A 22,801-nucleotide genomic window follows, 5' to 3' on the forward strand; every position below is an offset into this window, starting at 1 on the left:
CATTTATTCCATAAATGTTATTTTTTTCATAAAAAAAGAACCGAGGATTTATCCCTTGGTTCTTCTGCCTATCTTTATAAGTTAAACGCTTCTGCCAATAAACGATAAGACTTCAGCTTTGCCTCAAAATCATATGTGATCGTAACGATCATAAATTCTTCTGTATTATATTCTTCGCTTAAATCTAGAATACGTTGCTTCACTTGATTTGGATTTCCAACAATCATACGATTGCGATTTTCGCGAATTCGCAACCGATCATACGGTGTATAGGGATAATTCATTGCCTCTTCAACAGAAGGGGTACCAGCAGATCGTTTTCCCTGTTCTAATTTAAGTATGGATAAATCTAAGCTCGATGCGACCTTATTTGCCTCTTCCTCCGTCTCTTGGCAAATCACGAAAATAGCAACCATTGATTTCGGTTTATCTAGTAAAACCGACGGCCGAAAGACCTCTTGATATCGCTTCACTACACGTGAACCGCCCTCACCATTAATAAACTGAGCAAATACGAATGCAGCGCCGCGCGTAGCTGCAATCATCGCACTTTCCCCACTCGAACCAAGAAGCCATACTTCAGGAATAGTAGGAACGACAGGCGTTGCCTGCAATCCAGCATATTTATAATCATCTGATGAGGAACCCGAAACATAATGAACAAAATCATCTATTTGCTCGGGATACCGATCTATCGTATATACTTTCCCTTCCTGCAGTGCCCGTGTTGCAATAGGCATCCCGCCAGGAGCACGACCAAACCCAGCATCTATCCGGCCTGGATACAATCCTTCTAACAAACGAAAATTTTCTGCAACCTTATAGGCGCTATAATGCGGTAGCATCACACCACCGGACCCAATCCGAATCTGGGATGTTTTCGCTGCTAGATGAGCCATTACTATTTCAGGGCTAGAGCCTGCTAGCCTGTTCGTATTATGATGTTCAGAAACCCAAAATCGCTTATATCCTAACTTTTCTGCCTCCTGCACAAGCAAAGCCGTGTTAGCCAATGCTTCCACCGCATTACTCCCCTCAGGAATTGGCGATTGATCTAAAATACTTAATGTAATCATCGTAGCACCTCTCTTTCATTGGTTTGTATTATAAGGTGCTACGTTCCAATAGGCGAGAAAAGTGCTTACGATATTACAGCATACTCACCCTATTTCTTCCAAGATGCTTGGAGAAATACAAAGCTTCATCCGCTTTTCGAATAAACTCATCCGAGGAATTCAAGTATACAGAAGCCCCTATTGAAATCGTTACAGAAATCGTCGTCTCATCGGGAAGAACAAAACGATGCCGCTGCACCGCACTTCTTATCTTTTCTCCAATTTCCATCGCTGTAACGAGCGTACAGTTAGGGAGTAGAAGAGAGAACTCTTCCCCGCCCTTACGAAAGGCTAAATTTGAAATCGCATGTTCCTTTAAAACAGTAGCAATTTGCTGCAAAACCGCATCCCCAGCTGGATGGCCATAAGTATCATTAACCTTTTTAAAATGATCAATATCTAACATAAGAAGAGAAAGAGCCTCCCCTCTTTCTTCACTTTGCTGAATGGATTGATTTAATAAAATATCAAATTGGCGGACATTTAACAATCCTGTTAAAAAGTCAACAGTTGCTTGTTTTTCCATAAACCGAGACATTCCATTCGATTGATCGACGTATGTAATACTTACATACGCAATATAGGCTGTGACCATAAATGCAGCACAATACATGATATAAATGGTTATGTTTAACGTCATAAATACTAGCGTAATACAGGCCATCACCATACAAAACAGCGTAAGCCAAATCCATCTTTTCGTCCATGAAGACACATAGTTTAAGATAATAGAACAGCCCAGTCCTACAACAAGGACACTAACAGCAGCTAAGGTACTAATCACCGACGAGGTTTGAAATAAAACGAGCCGTGACACGCTTATAATAATAGCCGCAACTGCAATAGAAAGAGGCCCCCCTGCAATGGCAGCGATAATAATAGCTAAATGGCGTAAATCGAGAATAAAGTTATTCATCTGCAAACTATATTTCATTAGGATAATCCCTAATATACCTGTAATAACACCAACCAATAACTTACCTCGCAATGATATCGAATCATGCAATGTTCTATCTTTAAATACTTGCCCCACTACAAATATAAATGAAAGTAGAATCGTTATATTAATAAAAACATTACTAAGCATAAAATAGCGCCTTTCTATTTCCTAATAACTTTAAAAAACATATCCTATAATATTGTACTATATAGGTTTTAAAGTGAATATAACATCTATGTAGATATATTGAAAACTAAGAAGGCCTTCCATCATTACTATATGGGGAGCAAAATCGCCACAAAATAAAAAAAACATCCGACCCTCAAAAGGTCGGATGTTTTCAATTAGTTTTAACAACATCGTGTTATATTTCCATTTTTTCCATCAAACTTTGCTCGTTGTACTTCGTCAAAGAATGCCCGCTCCGATAAAATTGGTTGCCCCGCGGCCTGTTCCTTCATATAAGCTACATATTTCTCATAGCTTGGCACACCTACCAATAAAGAAATGAACTCTTTTCGGCATTTCATAATCTTTGCTAAAGTATTACGCATAATTGCGCACCTCTTCATCTTTACGAGAAACATAAGGAGATTCCTTAAGTTCAATTTTCTTATTTTGTAAAATTTGAATCCAAAGTCTGATTGCAGGAATAAGTACGGCAATTACTACAATCATGAAAAGAGCGGTTAACCCAGCATCGACATAATCATTAGTGATAATTTGATGCATTTGATTCACATTTTTTGCAGGTGCTAATATTTTCCCATTGTTTAAAGCATTTTGGAAAACCTTTGCATGTGATAAGAATCCAATTTTTGCATCGCTACTAAATAGCTTTTGAAAGCCTGCTGTCATCGTTACGATGAGAACAAACGTCGTTGGAAGTAGCGTAACCCATACGTACGCTTTCTTACCCATTTTGAATAGAATCGTACTTCCGACAACAAGTGCAATACCAGCAAGCATTTGATTGGCAATTCCAAATAACGGCCATAGTGTATTGATGCCTCCGAGCGGATCAATTACACCTTGGTATAAGAAATATCCCCAACCTAATACACAAAGAGTTGTTGCAACAATGTTTGCAAATGTAGAATCTGTTTTTCCTAACGGCTTGTACACTTGACCAAGTACATCTTGTATCATAAAGCGACCCACACGAGTCCCTGCATCAATTGTAGTCAAAATAAACAAAGCTTCGAAAAGAATTGCAAAGTGGTACCAAAATCCCATAAGCATTTTACCGCCGGCAACGTTACTGAATATATAAGCCATCCCAATAGCTAACGTTGGGGCCCCGCCTGTACGAGAAAGAATCGTTTGTTCGCCTACATCCTTCGCTAATGTTTGTAAATAATCAGGAGTAACAACAAATCCCCACGAACTAATTGTTTTTGCCGCTTGTGCAACATCTGTACCAATAACAGCTGGTGCAGAATTGATTGCAAAATACGTTCCAGGTGTAAGCACAGTCGCAGCAATCATCGCCATGATTGCAACGAGTGATTCTGTCAACATCGCACCGTATCCAATTGCACGGGCATGACTTTCTCGTTCAATCATTTTTGGTGTCGTTCCAGATGAAACGAGAGCATGGAATCCTGAAATTGATCCGCATGCGATTGTTATAAATAAGAACGGAAAAAGATTCCCCGAAAATACAGGACCTGTTCCATCGATGAATTTCGTTATTGCTGGCATGTGTAAGCTTGGTCCAACGAAGATAATGCCGATTGCTAATCCAACAATTGTACCAATTTTTAAAAATGTACTTAAATAATCACGTGGTGCAAGCAATAGCCATACTGGCATTGCAGATGCGATAAATCCATATACAATTAACATAATTGCAATTGTTTCACCTTTAAATGTAAATAGCTTCGCAATTTCTGGTGTTTGTGCAACGTACTGTCCAAATATAAGGGAAAGAATAAGAAGTACGATACCAATAGCTGAAGCCTCTCCTACACGTCCTGGGCGAATATAACGCATGTACACACCCATAAGTAGTGCAATTGGAATGGTCGCAGCAATCGTAAACATACCCCATGGACTACCAACTAGAGCTTTTACTACAACGAGTGCTAATACTGCTAATAATATAATCATAATACCGAGAATACCGATCATAGCAATAAGTCCAGTTTTAGGTCCGATTTCATCCTTAATAATTTCTCCAAGCGATTTTCCGTTACGACGAATAGATGCAAACAAAATGATAAAATCCTGTACTGCTCCTGCTACTACTACTCCGACAATAATCCAAATGGTCCCTGGTAAATATCCCATTTGTGCTGCAAGAATCGGGCCTACAAGAGGACCTGCACCTGCAATAGCTGCAAAGTGATGTCCAAATAACACCCATTTATTAGTCGGAACATAATCTTTCCCATCGTTTAAAAGCTCTGAAGGTGTTTTGCGATTATCATCTAATCCAAAGACCTTTTGTGAAATAAACTTACTATAGAAGCGATAAGCAACTGCATAAACAGAAACTGCTGCAACTAACAACCAAATCGCATTAACTGATTCCCCGCGACTTAATCCCAATACAGCAAATCCAGCAGCTCCTAGTGCGGATATAACTCCCCAAAGCAAAACCGACTTTAACCCTTTCACATGTATTCCCTCCTAAGTTTGTCATAGAGGGATTATACTAATTTTTCTGAACATTGTGTTGTATAACACCTTATGATGATTATTTTCTGTATTAACATGCGGTTTCTTTTTCATAAGTTGTTATACTTCTAAATTTTTCCGCAGTATTCGAATATAATTTCTACTAACAGGAATTGGTTCATCTGGAAAAATAGATGAATAAATATTGTATGTACCGTTATAGTATGGTCTCAGTTCCTTCACATAAATCAGATTCATTAAATAGCTTTTGTGTACTCGCAAAAAATGGTAAGACAATAGCTTCTGTTCTAAATCCTGTAATGTATAAGTAGAAAGATACATTTCTTCCTTCGTATGAATAGAAACTGTTTTATTTTCTTTATTTTTACTTATATATATAATTTCGCTCGGAGCAATATAGGAAATCCCTTCGTTCGTTTCAATTGGTAGCTTACGTAACGCTGAATACCGTTTTTGGTTATATTCCTTTTGAATCAAATCAATAAGGACAGTCATATCTTCCCGCGTAAGAGGCTGTAATAAATAATAAAATGCACGAATGCGAAACGCATCTAATGCATACCTTTCGTCATTCCCAATGAGAATGATATTTGTCTGAAGTTCTAGCTGCTGAATCAGCGTAGCAAGCTCTAATCCGTTTTCATTTGGTAATCCTATATCAATAAAAATAAACTCTGGATGGTAACGCTTGGCAAGCTTAATCGCATCTAGACCCCTTATTGCTTCTATTATCTCTACTTTTTCTAGATCACGAATGAATACGTTCTTCATGAATTGAAGTTGCTCTTCTTCACTAACAAGTAAGATTTTCATTTCTTCTAGACCACCCTAATGTTTTCTATACTGACGACGTCATACAACATATATTCTACTTAAAATGACATATTCCTTTACTAACATACCCAAAAAACGTTTTGTAATGAAAAACTCCTTTGGAAGGAAATTGATTCTAGCCAAAGGAGTTAAATACTTACGAAAAAATATATAATTTGCATACGAGTTGAGTTATACAAGCTCCTGCTGCTTCGTTTCCTTTCCAAGAAAAACGACAGCAAGTACTCCGATTACAATGCTAATGCAAAAAATAAAGAAAATGGTTGAAATTTGAACCTTAGCCGCGACCAAATAGCCAACTAACAACGGTCCTAAAATTCCACCAACTCGTCCAAACGAAGCAGCCATACCAGCACCAGTTCCGCGAACTGCAGTTGGATATTGCTCAGGTGTGTAGGCATATAATGCACCCCATGCACCAAGGTTGAAGAACGAAAGAAGAGCGCCAAAGGTTATAAGCATAGATAACGTAGTAGCTTGACCAAAGAAATAGGCACTAACCGCTGTTCCTAACAAATAGCTAACGAGTACAAACTTTCTACCTGTCCGTTCAATTAGCCATGCAGCACTAAAGTAGCCTGGAAGCTGTGCCAACGTCATCCATAGCACATATTCAAAGCTTTTAATTAATGTAAATCCCTTTAGAGTTAGCACACTCGGAAGCCATAAAAACATACCATAATACGAAAAGACTACAGTAAACCATAAAACCCAGAGCATAATAGTAGGACGCGTATAAGAGCCAGTCCAAACAACTTTTATCTTTTCCAGCCAAGGCTGCTTTTCAGCACTCGTGTGAAAACGAGGCGAGTCTGGTAAACGTAAACGTAAATATAAAGCGTAGAATGCAGGAATCGCACTCACTACCATCGCTGTCTTCCAGCCGTACACTGGTATGATAAAGTAGGCGATAAGCGCGGATACAATCCAGCCGCCAGCCCAGAAGCTTTCTAGTAAAACAACAATTCTACCACGATCTTTTGCTGGTACACTTTCCGATACTAATGTAGATGCTACCGGTAATTCTCCGCCAAGACCCATCCCAATAAAAAAGCGGATAAATAGAAATACTGCAAGTGTCGGTGCGAGTGCAGATACCCCACTTCCTACTGAAAATAGAAGCAATGTTATGAGGAAAATGACCTTACGACCTAGTTTATCTGCTAAAAGTCCAAATAATAGTGCACCCACGGCCATCCCAATTGAGTTCACACTTCCAATCCAGCCCATCTGCTGACTATTTAAATGCCATTCCTTCTGTAATGCTGTAATTACAAAAGAAAGCAATCCCACATCCATGGCGTCAAATAGCCAGCCGAAACCAGCTACACCAAGAAGCTTACGATTCGATGTGATACTTCCCATGCTCATTGTATCTTCTCCCCCTTAAATTATTTCATTGCAATGTTTCATTTACAATCCACGTTTCCTTTCATGTCAACCAAATGGAGCCCAATTTCTTCTTCATCTGTATGTTTTCCTATTCTTTAGCAGATTAGAATTTGTATACAGATATTTCGAAATAGATTGTATTTACTGATAATTCATCTTACTTCAGCACCTCTAATACAAAACAGTTCGACCCATTCCTACCCTAGTAATTCTTGCTTACCAATGTGAACTAACAATAATGTAGATCTGTCCAAAGACTTGTGAAAACACGCACAAACCTAAAATTAGCATAGCCCCCTCATTGCTTATTGCAACTATGCTAGGGCTATTGCTTTATTTACCGAGTATGAAATACAATTCACAGTTTTTCATTATATCATAGGATGAAACGTTACAAAATGCAAAATGAGTAAACATACTTCTTTACTCCTCTTCTAAAACTTACCCGTATATAAATCCTGATTAAACAAACATTTGAAAAAAGCAACTACAAGAGCTGCCTTTTCCTTACGATTTCCTTTTCTTCCGTGCACGTATTGCCTCTTGCAAAAATTCAATCAACACGATTTGTCTTCTCCAACGAGTCGGATTAGATATGAGTCTGTAAAACCATTCTAAATTAATGGCCTGCATCCATTTCGGGGCCCGCTTTACTTCCCCCGCCCATACATCAAAACTGCCTCCTACACCTACTGCAACTTTGGCTCCCATGCGGTGTTTATTACGCATAATGAACGTTTCCTGCCGCGGGAATCCCAGTGCAACAAGCAAAATATCCGGCTTTGCCTCCTGCACCTTCTGGATAATATCTTCCTCTTCCTCATCTCGAAAATAGCCATTATGATAACCTGAAATGATTACCCCTGGATACGTTTCGGATAAAACAGCAGCTGCCTTCTCGACCACATGCTGCTTTGCCCCGAGAAGATACAGCTTCACCGCATCTTCTTTTGTAAATTGCCCTAACCACTGATTCATCATATCAAAGCCGCCGACTCGTTCTGGAATCGGTTCTCCAAACCAGCCGCTTACCTTTACGACACCGATACCATCCGGTGTAATTAAATCTGCCTGTAGTAAGGATTCCTTAAATTGCGGATCTTTCTTCGCACACATTACAATTTCAGGATTGGCAGTTACAATATGAAAAGCCGTCTCACGTTCATAGAGTTGCTTTGAAATATAGTCAATTGTTTCCTGCATTTTCATAGAAGAAAAAGGAATTCCAAGTATATCAACTGTTTGTCTCATCATAGATATGCTGTCCTCTCTATTTATAAAAAATTTAACGTAGTAGGCTTTCATAACTTTCATACGTATCGCGGCTTAGCTTTTCGAGAGAAAAACGTGATGAAGCGTATTGATACATGTGTTCTCCCATTACAGCTAGTTCATGTCTTGTCAGATAAGCTTCCTCCAACGCAGCCGCCAAAGCATCGCTATCACCGGCCTTAATCACCCATCCATAGGATGAATTAGGAAGCAACTTATGCATATCTCCCACATCCGTTGCAATAAAAGGTACACGCTGATTGGCAGACTCTAACAATACAAGGGGAAAGCTTTCACTATAAGATGTTAGTAAGCTTATATTTGCTGTAGCATACAAACGATCGGTATCTCGGCGAAATCCTAAAAACAAAACAGTATCTGTTAATTCACGTTCCTTCACGATATCTTTTAGTTGTTGCTCGCTTGGTCCATCCCCAACGAGCAGAACCTTCAAGTTCGGAATATTCACCTTTTGCAAGGCATCAAGTAAAATTTCATGTCCTTTCACCGGATGTAACCTAGCAACTTGTATGACCGTAAAGCTGTCAGCTGGAATATGCAAATCTTCTTGCTTGTCATACGGAGTAGCTGGTTCCTGCGTATAATATATACCATTGTAAATCACCTTTATTTTTCCTGCAGGAAGACCTAGCGAAACGAGATTTTTCTTAAATCGTTCCGTAATCGCAAAGAATAAATCCACTTTTTTAAGAGCACGAAGATTCAGCTTCGTAAACAGCCAGCCTTTAAAGCCACGTTTCATGAAATCCAGTAGCGGATCACTATGTATAGTTGTGACCCATTTTGCATGAATGCGAGATTTCAATAAAGCTACAAAAAAGTTCGCACGTGCGCCGTGCGTATGAACAATATCATATTGATTGTCGTTGATGAAAGCTGTAAGTCTTCTAAGAACTGATAAGTCATAGCGTGATGCTTGCTTAAAAACATGAACGGTAATGCCAAGCTCTCTCGCTTCTTTCGAAATTTCTCCCTCTTCAAATACGGCCAGCTCTACTTCATTCATGGGTAGCTGCGACAAAAGTGAAAGAATATGTGTTTTTCCACCGCCAGTTTCTGCTCCCGCATTTACGTGTAATACCTTCATATGCAACTCTCCTTAGCAAAAAGAAAAGCTACCAACAAGGCTAGCTTTTCAAATTCAGAAATCCCGTTCATAAAGATGGCTCATCCTTGTTCGCTATCTGCCTTTACAAATAAATATGCCCATATAATTACAAAATAGATGCTGACGCCCGGAGCCGTTAGGACATGCCCTGCGGTGTACGCAATACCAAGGCCAAGTGCCATACCTACTACTAATAATGCGTAAGGCACAGTAGTAAGCTTTCTCCATTTCACAACAAATGTTCGAGCTATTTTCACACCATAATACACAAAAGGTAAGAGGATGAAGAAGAAACCAATATACCCAAAAGCATAAAATAAATCGTGAAAATCACGTTCAATCAACTTCGGTTCCGATTTAAAGTTTCCCCCATACCCCATACCAAAAAGTTTTTGTGCTGACGGTGCCTCTTTAAATTGATTTTTTTCCATATTTAAAAATATCTCACGACCGCTGAAAACAAGATCACCAACCTGATCCTTCGGCAAATCATCAGGAGATAGATTTTGCTCAGCTGCCTGTTTCTTATTTTGCTCCTCAATCAGTTTCATGTGTACTTTCGTATTATTTGCGATGGGGGAATATGGTGTATACAAAGCTACAGCCGCTAATAGAAGAGCTGCAACCCCCCCGTTCAATAACAATACCCTTCTGTTTTCTTTACGAAAGATGCTTTTTATGATGCAGAGCACTACTACGGTTCCTAATCCAAGCAAAATGGCACCAAATCCAACCTTTGTTCCGACTGCAAATAGGGAAAAGATTGAGAGAAGAGTAGGAATCCAAAACACAATATCCTTCGTACGCTTTGTTTTTTCTACTGAAAAAAGGAGAACAGCAGGAAAGCTAATGGCTAGAACAGCACCTAATTCATTGCCTGCATAAAACCATCCACGTGAACCTGTTTTAAAATATTCATAACTATTGAAATCCGTTGACGTTACAATGGAAAGCACCATAACGATATTTATAAGTACCGTTGCATACACAACATATGTAATTGCTTTGTCAATTTGTTTTCCTTTACGTAACCAGGATTGAAATAGAAGTATATAACATCCTAGCATGACAAAGGTATACAGTGTTTTTGCGACATACTTAATCTCTTCTCCAAATAATATAGGTGTTTTTACCATTTTATTAATGAAGAGACCAATCAAAAGCACAGCAGCTAACATCGCTAGATAATATAAGTAGTTACGCCCTTGCTTTTGCCGAGCTTGCAAAACAATATACAAAATTCCCAAAATCATTACAATGAAACGGGCAAATATGCCTACCGTTGCATTTGTTTTCAAAACAATGATACCAAATGATGTTATTAAATCTAGAATCGGTTGAAGAATAATAAATAGGAGTAAAAAGATTTCGAACCGACTCTCTAAAATATCCCAATTCTTTAGCATGCAGAGCCTCCTAAGATTATGTAAATTAAACGTTATAGCAAAAAATCTATAACGGTAACTTTATATAAATATAAGTTTACATTCAATTGATTCGTGTAGTAAATGTAGTAACCAATCGCCAGACTGCAAGATTCCTTTCACATTATAGCATACTTCAAAAGGTGGCTCCGGTTTATTTCAAGAGTAAGGAACACAGAAGAAAAAGGAGCCTCTCCTATAGAAAGACTCCTTTTTCCATGCGTACATAATTACTTATATGTGGTCTACTTATTTCCACTGGGCAATTTTATCAACAGGAAGACGATACGAAATATGACCACCTGTACTTGCTTTGCCAATTGAAATTAGCATAACCGGAACGTAGCGATCTTTCTCTAAGCCAAAGGCCTCCGCAATTTTCTCTTTATCATATCCACCTATTGGACATGTATCGTATCCATGAGCCCGTGCTACAAGCATTAATTGCATAGACACTAGACCGCCATCGATTAATACATTATTCTTATTTACTTCATCTTCTAAGGATGCAAAGTAAGCCGTAATCCCTGCCATTTGTTGTTCTTTTATCTCTTTAGACATATATCCAAGTTCAACAGCTTTACTAAATATTTCTTCGCCATTTTCAAAATTGTTTAAATCTCCAAATACCGCAATCATAGCAGAAGATGTTTGCACTTGCGATTGGTTAAAACGAGCAAGCTCACTAAGAGTTTTCTTTCCTTCTTCGCTTTCAATGACAAGGAAGCGCCACGGTTGCATATTTACGGAAGAAGGTGCAAGCGTTGCTTCTTCAAGTATTTCTGTCATCTCTTCTTTACTAATTTTTACGGATGTATCATAGTGGCGAATAGAACGACGTCCTGTTATTATTTCATTAAAGTCATTTACTTTTGTTGTTTGCATTTCTGTATTCTCCTCTAATATATTAAGATTTTTCTTCAATTTCACTCGTGTTTTGTTGCATACGTTTTAGCATATAAAACAATATTTGAAGTTCCTCTTCGTTAAAATCTTTCAGCATACTAGCGACGAAACTGTCTCTCTCATTCTTATAGGATACAACTTCTTCGTAACCAATATCAGTGAGGCGAACGAGCGTTACTCGATTGTCGTCGGTACTTTTACGACGAGAAACTTTCCCAGCTGCTTCAAGTTGCTTTACATGTCTCGTAATAGCTGCACTATCAATGTTTATCTCTTTTTGGAGAATAGTCTGACTGATCTCACCATGTTTATAAAGATAGGATAACAATGCCAGACGAGATTGACTTATTCCTGTACACCGTTCGAATTTCGGACTAATTTGATTGTTAAGATCTCGCAATAAATATAGGATTTGCGATTGCATAGAACATGAATAATTCAAATAATACCTCCATTCATCTTACGAAACAAATTCATTGACCTATCAATAATTGACGCATCAACTAATATACTATAACATTTTTAAAAAGGCAAGTCCTTAGCAATTCATCCGTCTGAAAGAGTAGCTCATTTTGTTTTCCCCATCTTTTACATGGAAAAGGTTTTTTCATAAAGTTAGGTATGATATAGTTAATTTGAGCAGGAGCGTCTTTACCTGAATGAATCTTGAAGAATAAAAAGAGGTACCTGTTATGTCAAATTTAAATGAAAAATTACAAACTGGATGGATGTACGTAAAGAAAGTGTTCGCTCATATGCAGGCGCAAGGGATTTCAACCACGTTCCGTAAAGTTCAAAAGCGCGTAAAAACGCAGTGGAACATGATGAAAGGTACCCATCAAAGCGATCAACGTGTGAGAGCTATATATGAAGAGGTTCTTGCCTCCTATAACAGCGGCGCAATAAAGGGTGTTGCCATTATCAGTTCAGGTATGGAATTCGACGAACTGTATAACCAACGTACCATTAACTTTGCAAAATATTTAGCCAAGCGAAAGTATGGTGTTCTATACATTACATGGCAATACGATGAAATGGAGGAGCAAGAGAAAAGCTTCCAGCATGTATATTCTAACTTATACCAAATTCCTTTATATCCTTATGTATATAGTAAAAAAGAACTATCCATTTTTAGTCCTATAAAAACAAAAGTATTTATTAGTACCTTTCCTGCGAAAACATTCTATTCCATGCTTCCATTACTGAAGGAGCAGGGCTTTCAAATTGAGTATGATATTATGGACGAATGGGAAGAGTTTTTCAAAACGGGAGAAGCATCTTGGTATCAACGTAGTGTGGAGGAAGCATTCATTACTGAAGCAGATGTTGTATCTGCCGTATCCTCCCCACTTCGCCAAAAGTATTCCCATATTCGAGGGGATATTCTAGTCGTAGGAAATGGATATGATGAAAACATATCGAAGCATCCGAACATTTCCAACAAAACCAAACGTGCAGATGGCCTTATTCATATTGGCTATTTTGGTCATATGACACCTTCTTGGTTTGATTGGGACTTATTGTTCCACTTAGCTAAGCAATCTGATATTCACATTCATTTGATAGGTCATGGCGCACCGGAAACTATTCTAAAGAAGGTTGAGAGAATACCGAATATTACTTTCTACGGAAAAGTCCATCCAGGTGAACTTCATGAATATGCAAGAATGTGGCATGTCGGAATCATTCCGTTTAAGAAAAGTAAATTATCCGAAGCCGTCGATCCAATTAAGATATATGAATACTTATATTTTGGATTACCTACCGTTTCAACTGGCATTCCACATATCGGTACATATCCATATGTCTATCATTGTGAAACGTTCGAGCAAGCAGAGCAAACCATTCGGTCGATATATGATGAAATAGGTACAATGGATCACGAAGCGTTGCAATCTTTCTTAGCAGAGACAACTTGGACGAAACAATTCCAAAAAATCGAAAATGAACTAAATAGACGAAAGTAAAAAACGGTCCAAGATGGATCGTTTTTTATTATGAAACGCTCTCCCATTCCGTATAAACCATTTCTAATAAGTCATGAAACAATGATTGTTATTTCCCTGACTTTGTTGTATATTTTGTCTGTTATAAAGATTGAAACAAAGAAGGGATCGGGAGAATGGTTTTAATTAATATATTTGTCTTCATCGGCATCGTTGCATCGGCTATTTCTGGCACATTAGTGGGGATGAAGAAAAGAATGGATTGGTTCGGCGTTATTTTTCTAGCAGTCGCAACCGCAGTTGGTGGCGGGATTATTCGTGATATTTTGATCGGACATTTACCTCCTGATGCGTTTATTAAGCCTGTCTACTTTTTCGTAAGCGGTATTACAGCCCTCATTACTTGTTTATTTTACGAACGAATTTCCAAACTCCAAAATGTGATTATGCTTTCGGATGCAGTCGGTCTCGGCGTATTTACGGCGGTCGGGGCAAATGCAGCCATTACAAGCCAAATTCACGGTTCATTTCTCGTTGTGTCTATGGGCGTTATCACGGGGATTGGCGGCGGAATTTTACGTGACGTCTTTGCAAAGGATATTCCGTATGTATTTCGAAAGGAAGTATACGCTGTCGCATCGATTGTAGGTGCCTTTAGCTTTCTCATAACCTATGACAAAGTCCCTCATATTTTGTCCTTATATATATGTTTATTCGTAACCTTTATCGTTCGGGTCGTTTCCTACATGCGAAACGTTCATTTCCCAGTCACTCGCATGAAATTGCATGTAAGGAGCATTCCAAAAGAACATAGCAAGAGTTCTTAAAAAAAGTATGACTAACAAAATTGCAATGAAAATGACAACAAGCATCCGGGTACCTATACTCGGATGCTTGTTTCGTGATGATTCACACTATTTTCTACTTGCATTTAATAGAAAAAGAGCATGTTTTACTTTAATTTTAGTTTTGCAAGTGCATCGGCTAACGCGGTGTTAATTGGTTCGTCATCTTGCTTCTTTAAATATTGATTTACATCGCGTTTTGTTGCACTACTGTTCTTCGTTTTACTCGTACGTACTTTAAAGGCTGAAAGCTTTTCGCGGTAGCCACAGCTACATGCAAAAATTTGCCCTTCTCCTTCGCCGCGTAGCTCCATCTTTTTATGGCAATTTGGGCATCTTGCGTTCGATACTCTTGCTAACATTTTACGATGGCCACATTCGCGGTCTTGGCAAACGAGCATGCGTCCCTTTTTCCCATTTACCTCAAGCATCGGCTTTCCGCAGTCCGGGCATCTCGTAGTCGATACATTATCATGTTTAAATTTATGAGTACTATTTTTAATTTCATAAACCGCTGACTTCGTGTAGTCACGAATTTCTTTCATAAATACATTCTTTGAAATAGCTCCCTTGGCAATGGCTTCTAGTTTTTTCTCCCATTCTGCTGTGAGTGCGGGAGATTTCAGCCCTTCTGGTACGAGTTCTAATAGCTGCTTTCCTTTAGATGTAATGTAAATATGCTTTCCTTTTTTCTCAATTAAGAAGCTGTGGAATAGCTTTTCAATAATATCAGCGCGTGTTGCTACCGTTCCAAGTCCGCCTGTTTTTCCGATTGTAGCAATTAAATCCTTGCTTTCATTCTTCATATAACTAGCTGGATTTTCCATTGCAGTAAGCAGCGTTCCTTCATTGAAAGGTTCAGGCGGTTTCGTTTCTCCCTTTGTTTGCACAACGTTTAAAATCGGAATTACTTCGCCCTGCGTTACTTGCGGAAGGACTTGCTCAGATCCATCACTCTTTTCCTCATCATCAAAGTGATTGTCATATACTTCCTTCCATCCTTGTGCTAGTACGGTTTTTCCCTTTGCGATAAAGGTTTCGCTTCCGATTGCAGCCGTCACCGTTACTTGTTCATATTCAAATGCGGGGGAGAGAACGGCCAAAAAGCGCTTCACAACTAAATCATAAATTTTTCGTTCCTTATCGCTTAATGAGCTTAATAAAACCGTTTCCTCAGTTGGAATAATCGCATGATGATCGGATACTTTGCTATTATCAACGAACGATTTATTCGCTTGAATCGGCTTTTGCAAGAGTTTAAAGGCAATTCTTGCATAAGGCTTTACATTAACTGCTGCAATGCGGTCCTTTAATGTATCGACCATATCCGTTGAAAGGAAACGAGAATCTGTCCGCGGATAGGTTAACACTTTATACTGTTCATATAGCTTTTGCATGATGGATAAGGTTTCTTTCGCTGAAAATCCAAAAATACGATTGGCGTCCCGCTGTAATTCAGTTAAATCATATAGATGAGGCGCATAGACTTTCTTATGTGCCTTCTTCACATCGACGATTTTCGCCTGTTGATTGCGAACGGCTCTAAGTACTACGTCACATTGTTCCTTGGAGAAGGTGCGAACGTCCTTCGTTTTTGCATCCTGCCAAATAAACTTGATGGTTTTTCCCATTGCAGCAACGCCGTAAAATGGCTTTGGCTTGAAATTTTTAATTTCTTCTTCGCGCTTTGCAATCATACCAACTGTCGGAGTTTGCACGCGACCGCATGATAGCTGTGCATTATGCTTACATGTGAGAGCACGCGTTGCATTTAATCCAACAAACCAATCTGCTTCGGCACGCGCTACGGCAGATAGATATAAATTTTCGTATTCTTTTCCATCACGCAATTTTCGAAAGCCTTCTTGAATGGCTTTATCTGTTACCGAAGAAATCCAAAGGCGACGAAGTGGCTTCTTCACTTGTGCTTTTTCCAATATCCATCTTGCAACAAGTTCTCCTTCTCGTCCTGCATCTGTTGCGATGACGACATCCTTCACATCCTTACGAAGCAGCTGTGCCTTTACCGCGTGAAATTGCTTACTCGTTTGCTTCATGACAACAAGCTTTAGAGTAGATGGAAGCATCGGCAAATCTTCTATTCTCCATGATTTATATTTATCATCATAGCTCTCGGGGTCCGCTAAGGTAACCAAATGTCCAAGCGCCCATGTCACAATATACGTATCGCCTTCTAAATATCCATTTCCTTTTTTACTACATTTCAATACCCGCGCAATATCGCGGGCTACTGATGGCTTTTCCGCCAGTACAACTGTTTTACTCATCGAAACATCCTTTCCTCTATCCTTACCTAATCTAGGTTCACATTTCTTGCTATCAAAGTAAATGTTTTCGGTAAGCCGATATCATGAATTTTATGATTCGGTTCCTCTTCTAATATTTCTATCATTAATCCTTCCTGCCCTACGGCAGTCATGAGCTCGCCCATTGTCCATCTGCGCTGCACGACCTTTTCCAAGGATTCCTTCTTTTCATCCGCTACATGCTTCGTAAAGGCAACGTTGCCACTTTCAACTGCTGGGTTAAAATAATTTCCGACTACATTATGCTTTTTTCCAGTTGATGTGATCAGCTTCGTAGAAATCGGATGAAATTCATGGAGAATAAATCTTCCGCCTGGACAAAGCAACATCTTTACAACTTGGAGGAGTGGCTTTAAATCGATAAAATAATGAAGCACGCCAAGCTCCATTAATACAATATCATACTCTGCTAGTTTTACTTTATTCGGCAACGAAAGAACGTCTGACACAATGTACGAAAAAGGTGCTTCCGCTTCCTTAGAAATTGCCGTTGCAAAAGCCTGATTCTCTAGTGAAAAATCAGCGACCGTTACCTCTGCCCCGAGCAAGGATAGAGCGGCTGCTTTCACCCCATTTGACCCCATCAAATGCATGACTTTCTTACCTTCTATATCGTTCATATATTTATAGAATGGATAGAGGCGCCACTCGGGATTCTCTTTAATTTTCTTGGCAATGCTACTTGGCTCCCCGTACCGATGCACAAGCGCCTCATAATTGTTCTGATTCCATGCACGCTCATTTTGCGCAGTTAGAAGTTGCTGCTGACGTAACAGCGCTTCATGGATCCTTTCACTATATGCAGTTTGCGGAAAATATAAATAGGCATAAAGAGAATGACAAGGGAATACTACGTCTTGATACGTTACGTCCATCCGGTACGGATTCGTGCGCACAGTTGTATTAAAATGACAGTAGATAATCACCTTGACATCGTCCATGCGAAACTGAAAGCGTGCTTCAAGCTTCGTACGCTCTATTTCCGATGGGGCGTAAACATCAAAATGCTCACGCACAGAAGAGAACACGTCCCACTGTACTTCGATCGTTACCGGAAAGGGTTCATTCATAGTAACGCCCTGCAGCATAAGAGATACTTCTTTTGTAAACATATAGGGAATATGATATTTTTCAAGTGTATGATGTAATTCCTTACAAATGGATTCAATTTTTTCATGGTTCATGTTGCATCCTCCTAAGGAGTATTCCGGTAATAAGGGAGCCATTTTTCTTTTATATACGAGAGACCATAGCCGAACAAAATCGCAAAGGACGGCAGCAGGAAGGAACGATATCTTGTCTGAATTTCTATAGATAGATGAATAGCTGCGTATCCAAGAATAAGGAACACGAGCATAAGAACAGGATCTTTCTGGTTTCTTCTTCGCGTAGCAAACGAGCCGAGTCCTGCAAATAAAAGTATACTACTATATAACAGACGTTCATATGTAAAGAGCCATTCTTTCAGCCTTGGATAGTCTAAGCCCTCCATACTCCAGTAAAGGGACGCATCATTTCCGCCCCACAAAATTTTAAACTTTTCTACTAGTAACCTTGCAACTTGAGTCGTATCGGTAAGCCTTTGTGAAATCAGTTGCCACTCCGCCTCGTTTCGCTCTGGTCCAATAGGATACTGGGCGACATATTTCTCATCCTCGGCCGAATATTGACCATTCGTTTTTACATTTAAGCCAACTACAAATTTCCAATATGGTTCACGGCTCGTCAACGGATACTTCGTTACACCCGCAAACTGTAAGGAATAGCTTACTAGATTATGCAGGGCAAAGAATACGATGACAATAGCAAGTAATCTACTTACAATTGCTTTGCGGTGAACCTTTTCTATCATAAGCAGCAATGCTACATAGCAGCCAATACTTAGTAAAACAACGCTACCAATCGGTCGTATCATATCGCCAAGCGCTAGGAATATACCGGCATACAGCCAAACGCGTGGTTTAATTATTCCATATTCAATAATTACATACAACCCAGCATATATGAAGAAAATGGCCATATGTTCATTGGTTAATACTGAGCACATAATGATGGCAGGTGGATAAACTGCATACAGAAGTGCAGCCATTCTTCCTGCTGATTCATGGAACTTCCTTGCGATTCCGTAGATAAGAAAGACTGTTCCCGAACTATATATGATATTTAGGATTTTGAGCAAAAGAACATGATCACCAAATAGCTTGATGATACCTGCTTCATACATCGTAAAGCCAATTTGATAGACCCAAGCGCTAAAATAGGGATTGCTACTAAAGCTAAAGTCTGCTGAAGCCGCCTGTCTAGCTGCAGTATACATTTCGGCAAAATCGGATGAAATGGTCGTTGGTATACATAATACCCACGCAAGGCGGACAACGGTTGCAAGTCCAAGTATGACCCAGACATAAGAACGTGATGACATTCGTGTCATAGCCACGACTATGGCACCTATTCCAACAGCCATACAAATTGCAGCGACTGCAATAAGTGCCATAAATAAAACGTCTCGTTTCTGACCAACGAGAGAGGAAAAATCAAGCAGCGTACTTAAAAAGGCAGCTAGGAAAAAGACGATCGCTAGCACATATATTATTTTCATTGCAATCGATGCAGGTTTATTCATGTCCTCTGTCTCCTAAGCTATATATGGGTAGAATGGCAGAAAAAAGTATAATAAGTAGGCTTCTTCTAAAAAGAGTAACAGAAAAAGGACCGTTCTCGCAAACCATGATTTTCAAAACGTGTGAGATCGGTCCTTTTCTTATCCTTTCTATTTTGAAACTGTCATCGGCACCGGCCCGTGCGCGCGAAGAGAAACGAGCGGCTCAGTCGCAATCATTTCATCCACAATCGATAGATTCGCGGTTTGCATCACAACGGCAAGAATGAGAACAGCCTCCATCATCGCAAATTGACTGCCGATGCAGCCGCGCGAACCTGCTCCAAATGGAAAATACGCATAGTTTGGAATAGCTTCCTTTCGTTCTTTCGAAAAACGCTCCGGTACAAATTCCTCGGACTGCTCAAAGAAGTGGGGATTACGATGAACCGCATACGGACTAATGAGAAAGGTCGACCCTTTCGAAAATGGAACCCCTGCTATTTCTACATCTTCGATTGCCTCTCGCAAAATAATCCACGCCGGCGGGTAGAGGCGCAATGTTTCTTGTACAATTTGACTACTATACGTAAGCTTTGGCACATCTTCGAAGGTAGGCAAGCGGCCGCCCAGTACGCTGGAAAGCTCCTGCTTCAGCTTCTCTACCTCCTGCGGATGCTTCGCGAGTAGCACGAGTGTCCATGTGAGTGCATTGGCCGTTGTTTCATGCCCAGCAATCAAAAAGGTTACGACTTGATCACGAATTTCCTGCTTAGTAAGAGGCATTCCATCATCATGCGTAGATTGCATAAGCATATGTAGCATATGATCCTCGTCCTGCTTCGCCGCCTCCTCCATAAGCCAATCGGCTAGTGCATGCAATTCCTTAACCGCTTGATTGCCCTTCCTGTTTTTTTCCGTAGGCAGCTTGTCTACAATCGGGAACGGAGATAGAAGGGTCGCTGCTGTTTTTTCAATAATCGCATTTACCGCCTCTGCGATGCCTGCTGACTTTTCCTTCATATCAACCCCAAACATTGTCTTTGTAATGATTCGCAGCGTCAGGTTCATCATATCCGTATGAATGGGTATACGTTCTCCGTCCTGCCAAGTATCAACAAGCTCCTTCGCATACTTCACCGCAACTTCAGCGTAAGAAGCTATCTTCTTTTTGTGGAAGGCTGGCTGCACGAGTTTTCGCTGTCTTTGATGCTCATCCCCCTCGCTCGTCAAAACCCCATTTCCAAGCGTTTTGCTAAACGTCTTTGCTGATGCCCCTTTTATAAATGCTTGCTCCTTCGTTGTTAATATTTCTTTCACCGCTTCCGGAGAATGGACAATATACGAAACATTTTTTCCCCTTGGATTAATAGCGACCATATCACCTAATGTATGTGTATCATAAAGAAAAGTAAGTGGATCTTTACGAAAGCGAATATACTTTTTAACTTGCAAACCTTCCATTTGCGCCATTTTCGTCATATGATCATCCCTCTTTTTTCTCTGAAAATTAAATTGTGCATACTCTTTATTATAAAGAGCCCCCCTACCTAACACACATAAAACGCCTCGAAAATGAGGATTCATTGGGTTCTTACATGCAATTTACGAAAAGAACGATAACCTTGTCTTTTCAGTACCTGCTAACTCCGATATAATCAAAAAGGGGATGAAGCTCCCCCTTTTATTGTTAAACATAGAAAGCTATCTCATACGAAATAACCGGAAATAACCCGTTATCCAAATACAAAGAAAAAGGTGCATAAGGAATGAGTATTTTAACTGTTAGCAATTTAACACACGGCTTTGGTGACCGTGCTATTTTCAATAACGTATCCTTTCGTTTATTAAAAGGAGAACATATTGGTTTAGTCGGCGCAAATGGCGAAGGAAAATCAACCTTTATGAACATTATTACAGGTAAGCTTGAGCCCGATGAAGGAAAAGTAGAATGGTCCAAGCAAGTACGCGTTGGCTATTTGGATCAACATACCGTTCTAGAAAAAGGCATGACCATTCGCACCGTACTGCAAGGTGCCTTTCAGTACTTATTTGAAATTGAGGAAGAAATGAATCAAATGTATGTGAAAATGGGCGAAGCTACTCCCGAGGAGCTAGAGAAGCTGCTGGAGGAAGTCGGCGTCCTGCAAGATATGCTTACAAACCACGATTTCTATATTATTGATTCCAAAGTAGAAGAAACAGCACGTGGACTTGGCTTAGATGATATTGGTCTCGAACGCGACGTGCATGATTTAAGCGGTGGGCAGCGTACGAAAGTGTTGCTTGCAAAGCTACTCCTTGAAAAACCAGATATTCTTCTTCTCGATGAACCGACTAACTATTTGGATGAAAAGCATATCGAATGGTTAAAACGCTATTTACAAGAATATGAAAATGCCTTTATTTTAATTTCACATGATATTCCGTTCCTCAACAGTGTAATCAATTTAATCTATCATATGGCAAATCAAGAATTAAATCGCTACGTCGGTGATTATGATAATTTCGTAGCTGTCTACGAAGTAAAGAAGCAACAGCTAGAATCACAATATAAAAGGCAGCAGCAAGAAATTTCAGAGTTAAAAGATTTCGTAGCGCGCAACAAGGCACGTGTATCTACGCGAAACATGGCGATGTCACGGCAGAAGAAGCTGGACAAAATGGATATTATCGAATTGGAAAAGGAAAAACCAAAGCCAGAATTTCGCTTTAAAGAAGCCAGAACGGCAGGAAAGCTTATTTTCGAAACAAAGGATCTTGTCATCGGCTATGATGCACCGCTCTCTAGACCACTTACGCTTAGCATGGAACGCGGGCAAAAGATTGCCTTAGTCGGTGCAAACGGAATAGGGAAAACAACATTACTAAAAAGTATTCTTGGAGAAATTCAGCCGATTTCCGGCTCCGTACAGCTCGGTGATTACTTAGAGGTTGGCTATTTTGAACAAGAAATCAAACAAGAAAACCACAATACATGTATAGAAGAAGTATGGAATGCCTTCCCATCCTTTACACAATATGAAGTACGATCCTCGCTAGCAAAATGTGGTCTAACGCAAAAGCATATCGAAAGTAAAATCGAGGTACTAAGCGGCGGAGAAAAGGCTAAGGTTCGCCTTTGTAAACTCATCAACAAACAGACCAATGTCCTCGTATTTGATGAACCAACCAACCACTTAGACATTGATGCAAAGGAGGAGCTAAAGCGTGCACTACAAGCGTATAAAGGGACTATCCTGCTTATATCCCATGAACCGGAGTTTTATGAAGGCCTCGTAACAGATGTTTGGAACTGTGAGACGTGGACAACGAAAGTATTGTAATTTCGTTCCATTCGAAAGCGGGCACCGTGAAAACCATATCACTATAAGGAGGTCACTGAAAAAGTACTATATTTCAGTGACCTCTTTTCATAAGCACAAAGCT

Annotated in this window: 18 protein-coding genes; 3 read left to right on the forward strand and 15 right to left on the reverse strand. The window is 39.7% G+C overall.

Annotated elements, in window-relative coordinates:
- Nucleotides 1-74: 74 nt before the first annotated feature.
- The 11 genes from ACAN53_RS14050 to ACAN53_RS14100 form a co-directional block, all read right to left on the reverse strand.
- A complete protein-coding gene (locus ACAN53_RS14050) occupies nt 75-1,076 on the reverse strand; it encodes an LLM class flavin-dependent oxidoreductase (RefSeq protein WP_379970742.1) in 1,002 nt (333 codons plus the stop codon).
- Nucleotides 1,077-1,149: 73 nt separating this feature from the next.
- Entirely contained in the window at nt 1,150-2,202 is a 1,053-nt protein-coding gene (locus tag ACAN53_RS14055; RefSeq protein ID WP_379970743.1) for a diguanylate cyclase, read from the reverse strand.
- A 203-nt stretch (nt 2,203-2,405) separates the two neighbouring features.
- Complete coding sequence (locus ACAN53_RS14060) at nt 2,406-2,609, reverse strand: YbdD/YjiX family protein (protein WP_379970744.1); 204 nt, start codon at nt 2,607-2,609, stop codon at nt 2,406-2,408.
- The gene (locus ACAN53_RS14065) at nt 2,602-4,677 is read right to left on the reverse strand and encodes a carbon starvation CstA family protein (RefSeq protein WP_379970745.1); all 2,076 of its coding nucleotides are present in this window, start codon (nt 4,675-4,677) and stop codon (nt 2,602-2,604) included. The genes ACAN53_RS14060 and ACAN53_RS14065 overlap by 8 nt, the downstream gene beginning before the upstream one ends.
- A gap of 120 nt (nt 4,678-4,797) precedes the next feature.
- Nucleotides 4,798-5,511, reverse strand: coding sequence for a LytR/AlgR family response regulator transcription factor (locus ACAN53_RS14070; RefSeq protein WP_379970746.1), 714 nt, complete (start codon nt 5,509-5,511; stop codon nt 4,798-4,800).
- 192 nt (nt 5,512-5,703) lie between these two features.
- Entirely contained in the window at nt 5,704-6,903 is a 1,200-nt protein-coding gene (locus tag ACAN53_RS14075) for an MFS transporter (RefSeq protein ID WP_379970748.1), read from the reverse strand.
- Nucleotides 6,904-7,431: 528 nt separating this feature from the next.
- Nucleotides 7,432-8,178 carry a WecB/TagA/CpsF family glycosyltransferase gene (locus ACAN53_RS14080; RefSeq protein WP_379970750.1) on the reverse strand — a complete coding sequence of 249 codons (747 nt, stop codon included), beginning with the start codon at nt 8,176-8,178 and terminating at the stop codon, nt 7,432-7,434.
- Nucleotides 8,179-8,209: 31 nt separating this feature from the next.
- A complete protein-coding gene (locus tag ACAN53_RS14085) occupies nt 8,210-9,304 on the reverse strand; it encodes a glycosyltransferase (RefSeq protein ID WP_379970751.1) in 1,095 nt (364 codons plus the stop codon).
- An 80-nt stretch (nt 9,305-9,384) separates the two neighbouring features.
- Nucleotides 9,385-10,731, reverse strand: a complete 1,347-nt coding sequence (locus ACAN53_RS14090; RefSeq protein WP_379970752.1) for an O-antigen ligase family protein — start codon at nt 10,729-10,731, stop codon at nt 9,385-9,387.
- Nucleotides 10,732-10,998: 267 nt separating this feature from the next.
- Nucleotides 10,999-11,634, reverse strand: coding sequence for a nitroreductase family protein (locus ACAN53_RS14095; protein WP_379970754.1), 636 nt, complete (start codon nt 11,632-11,634; stop codon nt 10,999-11,001).
- A gap of 22 nt (nt 11,635-11,656) precedes the next feature.
- Complete coding sequence (locus tag ACAN53_RS14100; RefSeq protein ID WP_379970755.1) at nt 11,657-12,097, reverse strand: MarR family winged helix-turn-helix transcriptional regulator; 441 nt, start codon at nt 12,095-12,097, stop codon at nt 11,657-11,659.
- Nucleotides 12,098-12,347: 250 nt separating this feature from the next.
- Here ACAN53_RS14100 and ACAN53_RS14105 point away from each other — a divergent pair, with 250 nt between their 5' ends.
- Nucleotides 12,348-13,622, forward strand: coding sequence for a glycosyltransferase (locus tag ACAN53_RS14105; RefSeq protein ID WP_379970756.1), 1,275 nt, complete (start codon nt 12,348-12,350; stop codon nt 13,620-13,622).
- A 155-nt stretch (nt 13,623-13,777) separates the two neighbouring features.
- The gene (locus ACAN53_RS14110; protein ID WP_379970757.1) at nt 13,778-14,428 is read left to right on the forward strand and encodes a trimeric intracellular cation channel family protein; all 651 of its coding nucleotides are present in this window, start codon (nt 13,778-13,780) and stop codon (nt 14,426-14,428) included.
- Between the two features lie 125 nt (nt 14,429-14,553).
- Here the strand turns inward: ACAN53_RS14110 and ACAN53_RS14115 are convergent, their stop codons facing one another.
- From ACAN53_RS14115 to ACAN53_RS14130, 4 genes are all read right to left on the reverse strand, one after another.
- Nucleotides 14,554-16,734, reverse strand: coding sequence for a DNA topoisomerase III (locus ACAN53_RS14115; protein WP_379970758.1), 2,181 nt, complete (start codon nt 16,732-16,734; stop codon nt 14,554-14,556).
- Nucleotides 16,735-16,760: 26 nt separating this feature from the next.
- A complete protein-coding gene (locus ACAN53_RS14120) occupies nt 16,761-17,957 on the reverse strand; it encodes a class I SAM-dependent methyltransferase (RefSeq protein ID WP_379970759.1) in 1,197 nt (398 codons plus the stop codon).
- 11 nt (nt 17,958-17,968) lie between these two features.
- Nucleotides 17,969-19,396 carry an ArnT family glycosyltransferase gene (locus ACAN53_RS14125; protein WP_379970760.1) on the reverse strand — a complete coding sequence of 476 codons (1,428 nt, stop codon included), beginning with the start codon at nt 19,394-19,396 and terminating at the stop codon, nt 17,969-17,971.
- A gap of 147 nt (nt 19,397-19,543) precedes the next feature.
- Nucleotides 19,544-20,854, reverse strand: coding sequence for a cytochrome P450 (locus tag ACAN53_RS14130; protein ID WP_379970761.1), 1,311 nt, complete (start codon nt 20,852-20,854; stop codon nt 19,544-19,546).
- A 287-nt stretch (nt 20,855-21,141) separates the two neighbouring features.
- Between ACAN53_RS14130 and ACAN53_RS14135 the strand changes: the two genes are divergently transcribed.
- Nucleotides 21,142-22,698: an ABC-F family ATP-binding cassette domain-containing protein gene (locus tag ACAN53_RS14135; RefSeq protein ID WP_379970762.1), complete on the forward strand. Its 1,557-nt coding sequence runs from the start codon at nt 21,142-21,144 to the stop codon at nt 22,696-22,698.
- The last annotated feature ends 103 nt before the right edge of the window (nt 22,699-22,801 follow it).

This window comes from Ectobacillus soli, assembly GCF_042610425.1.
GTDB lineage: Bacteria > Bacillota > Bacilli > Bacillales > Bacillaceae_G > Ectobacillus.

Bases quoted from the DNA above. Each gene is read 5' to 3' on its own strand.
- ACAN53_RS14050 (WP_379970742.1), bottom strand. From the start codon at position 1,076: ATGATTACATTAAGTATTTTAGATCAATCGCCAATTCCTGAGGGGAGT.
- ACAN53_RS14055 (WP_379970743.1), bottom strand. From the start codon at position 2,202: ATGCTTAGTAATGTTTTTATTAATATAACGATTCTACTTTCATTTATA.
- ACAN53_RS14060 (WP_379970744.1), bottom strand. From the start codon at position 2,609: ATGCGTAATACTTTAGCAAAGATTATGAAATGCCGAAAAGAGTTCATT.
- ACAN53_RS14070 (WP_379970746.1), bottom strand. From the start codon at position 5,511: ATGAAAATCTTACTTGTTAGTGAAGAAGAGCAACTTCAATTCATGAAG.
- ACAN53_RS14075 (WP_379970748.1), bottom strand. From the start codon at position 6,903: ATGAGCATGGGAAGTATCACATCGAATCGTAAGCTTCTTGGTGTAGCT.
- ACAN53_RS14080 (WP_379970750.1), bottom strand. From the start codon at position 8,178: ATGATGAGACAAACAGTTGATATACTTGGAATTCCTTTTTCTTCTATG.
- ACAN53_RS14085 (WP_379970751.1), bottom strand. From the start codon at position 9,304: ATGAAGGTATTACACGTAAATGCGGGAGCAGAAACTGGCGGTGGAAAA.
- ACAN53_RS14090 (WP_379970752.1), bottom strand. From the start codon at position 10,731: ATGCTAAAGAATTGGGATATTTTAGAGAGTCGGTTCGAAATCTTTTTA.
- ACAN53_RS14095 (WP_379970754.1), bottom strand. From the start codon at position 11,634: ATGCAAACAACAAAAGTAAATGACTTTAATGAAATAATAACAGGACGT.
- ACAN53_RS14105 (WP_379970756.1), top strand. From the start codon at position 12,348: ATGTCAAATTTAAATGAAAAATTACAAACTGGATGGATGTACGTAAAG.
- ACAN53_RS14110 (WP_379970757.1), top strand. From the start codon at position 13,778: ATGGTTTTAATTAATATATTTGTCTTCATCGGCATCGTTGCATCGGCT.
- ACAN53_RS14115 (WP_379970758.1), bottom strand. From the start codon at position 16,734: ATGAGTAAAACAGTTGTACTGGCGGAAAAGCCATCAGTAGCCCGCGAT.
- ACAN53_RS14120 (WP_379970759.1), bottom strand. From the start codon at position 17,957: ATGAACCATGAAAAAATTGAATCCATTTGTAAGGAATTACATCATACA.
- ACAN53_RS14125 (WP_379970760.1), bottom strand. From the start codon at position 19,396: ATGAATAAACCTGCATCGATTGCAATGAAAATAATATATGTGCTAGCG.
- ACAN53_RS14130 (WP_379970761.1), bottom strand. From the start codon at position 20,854: ATGACGAAAATGGCGCAAATGGAAGGTTTGCAAGTTAAAAAGTATATT.
- ACAN53_RS14135 (WP_379970762.1), top strand. From the start codon at position 21,142: ATGAGTATTTTAACTGTTAGCAATTTAACACACGGCTTTGGTGACCGT.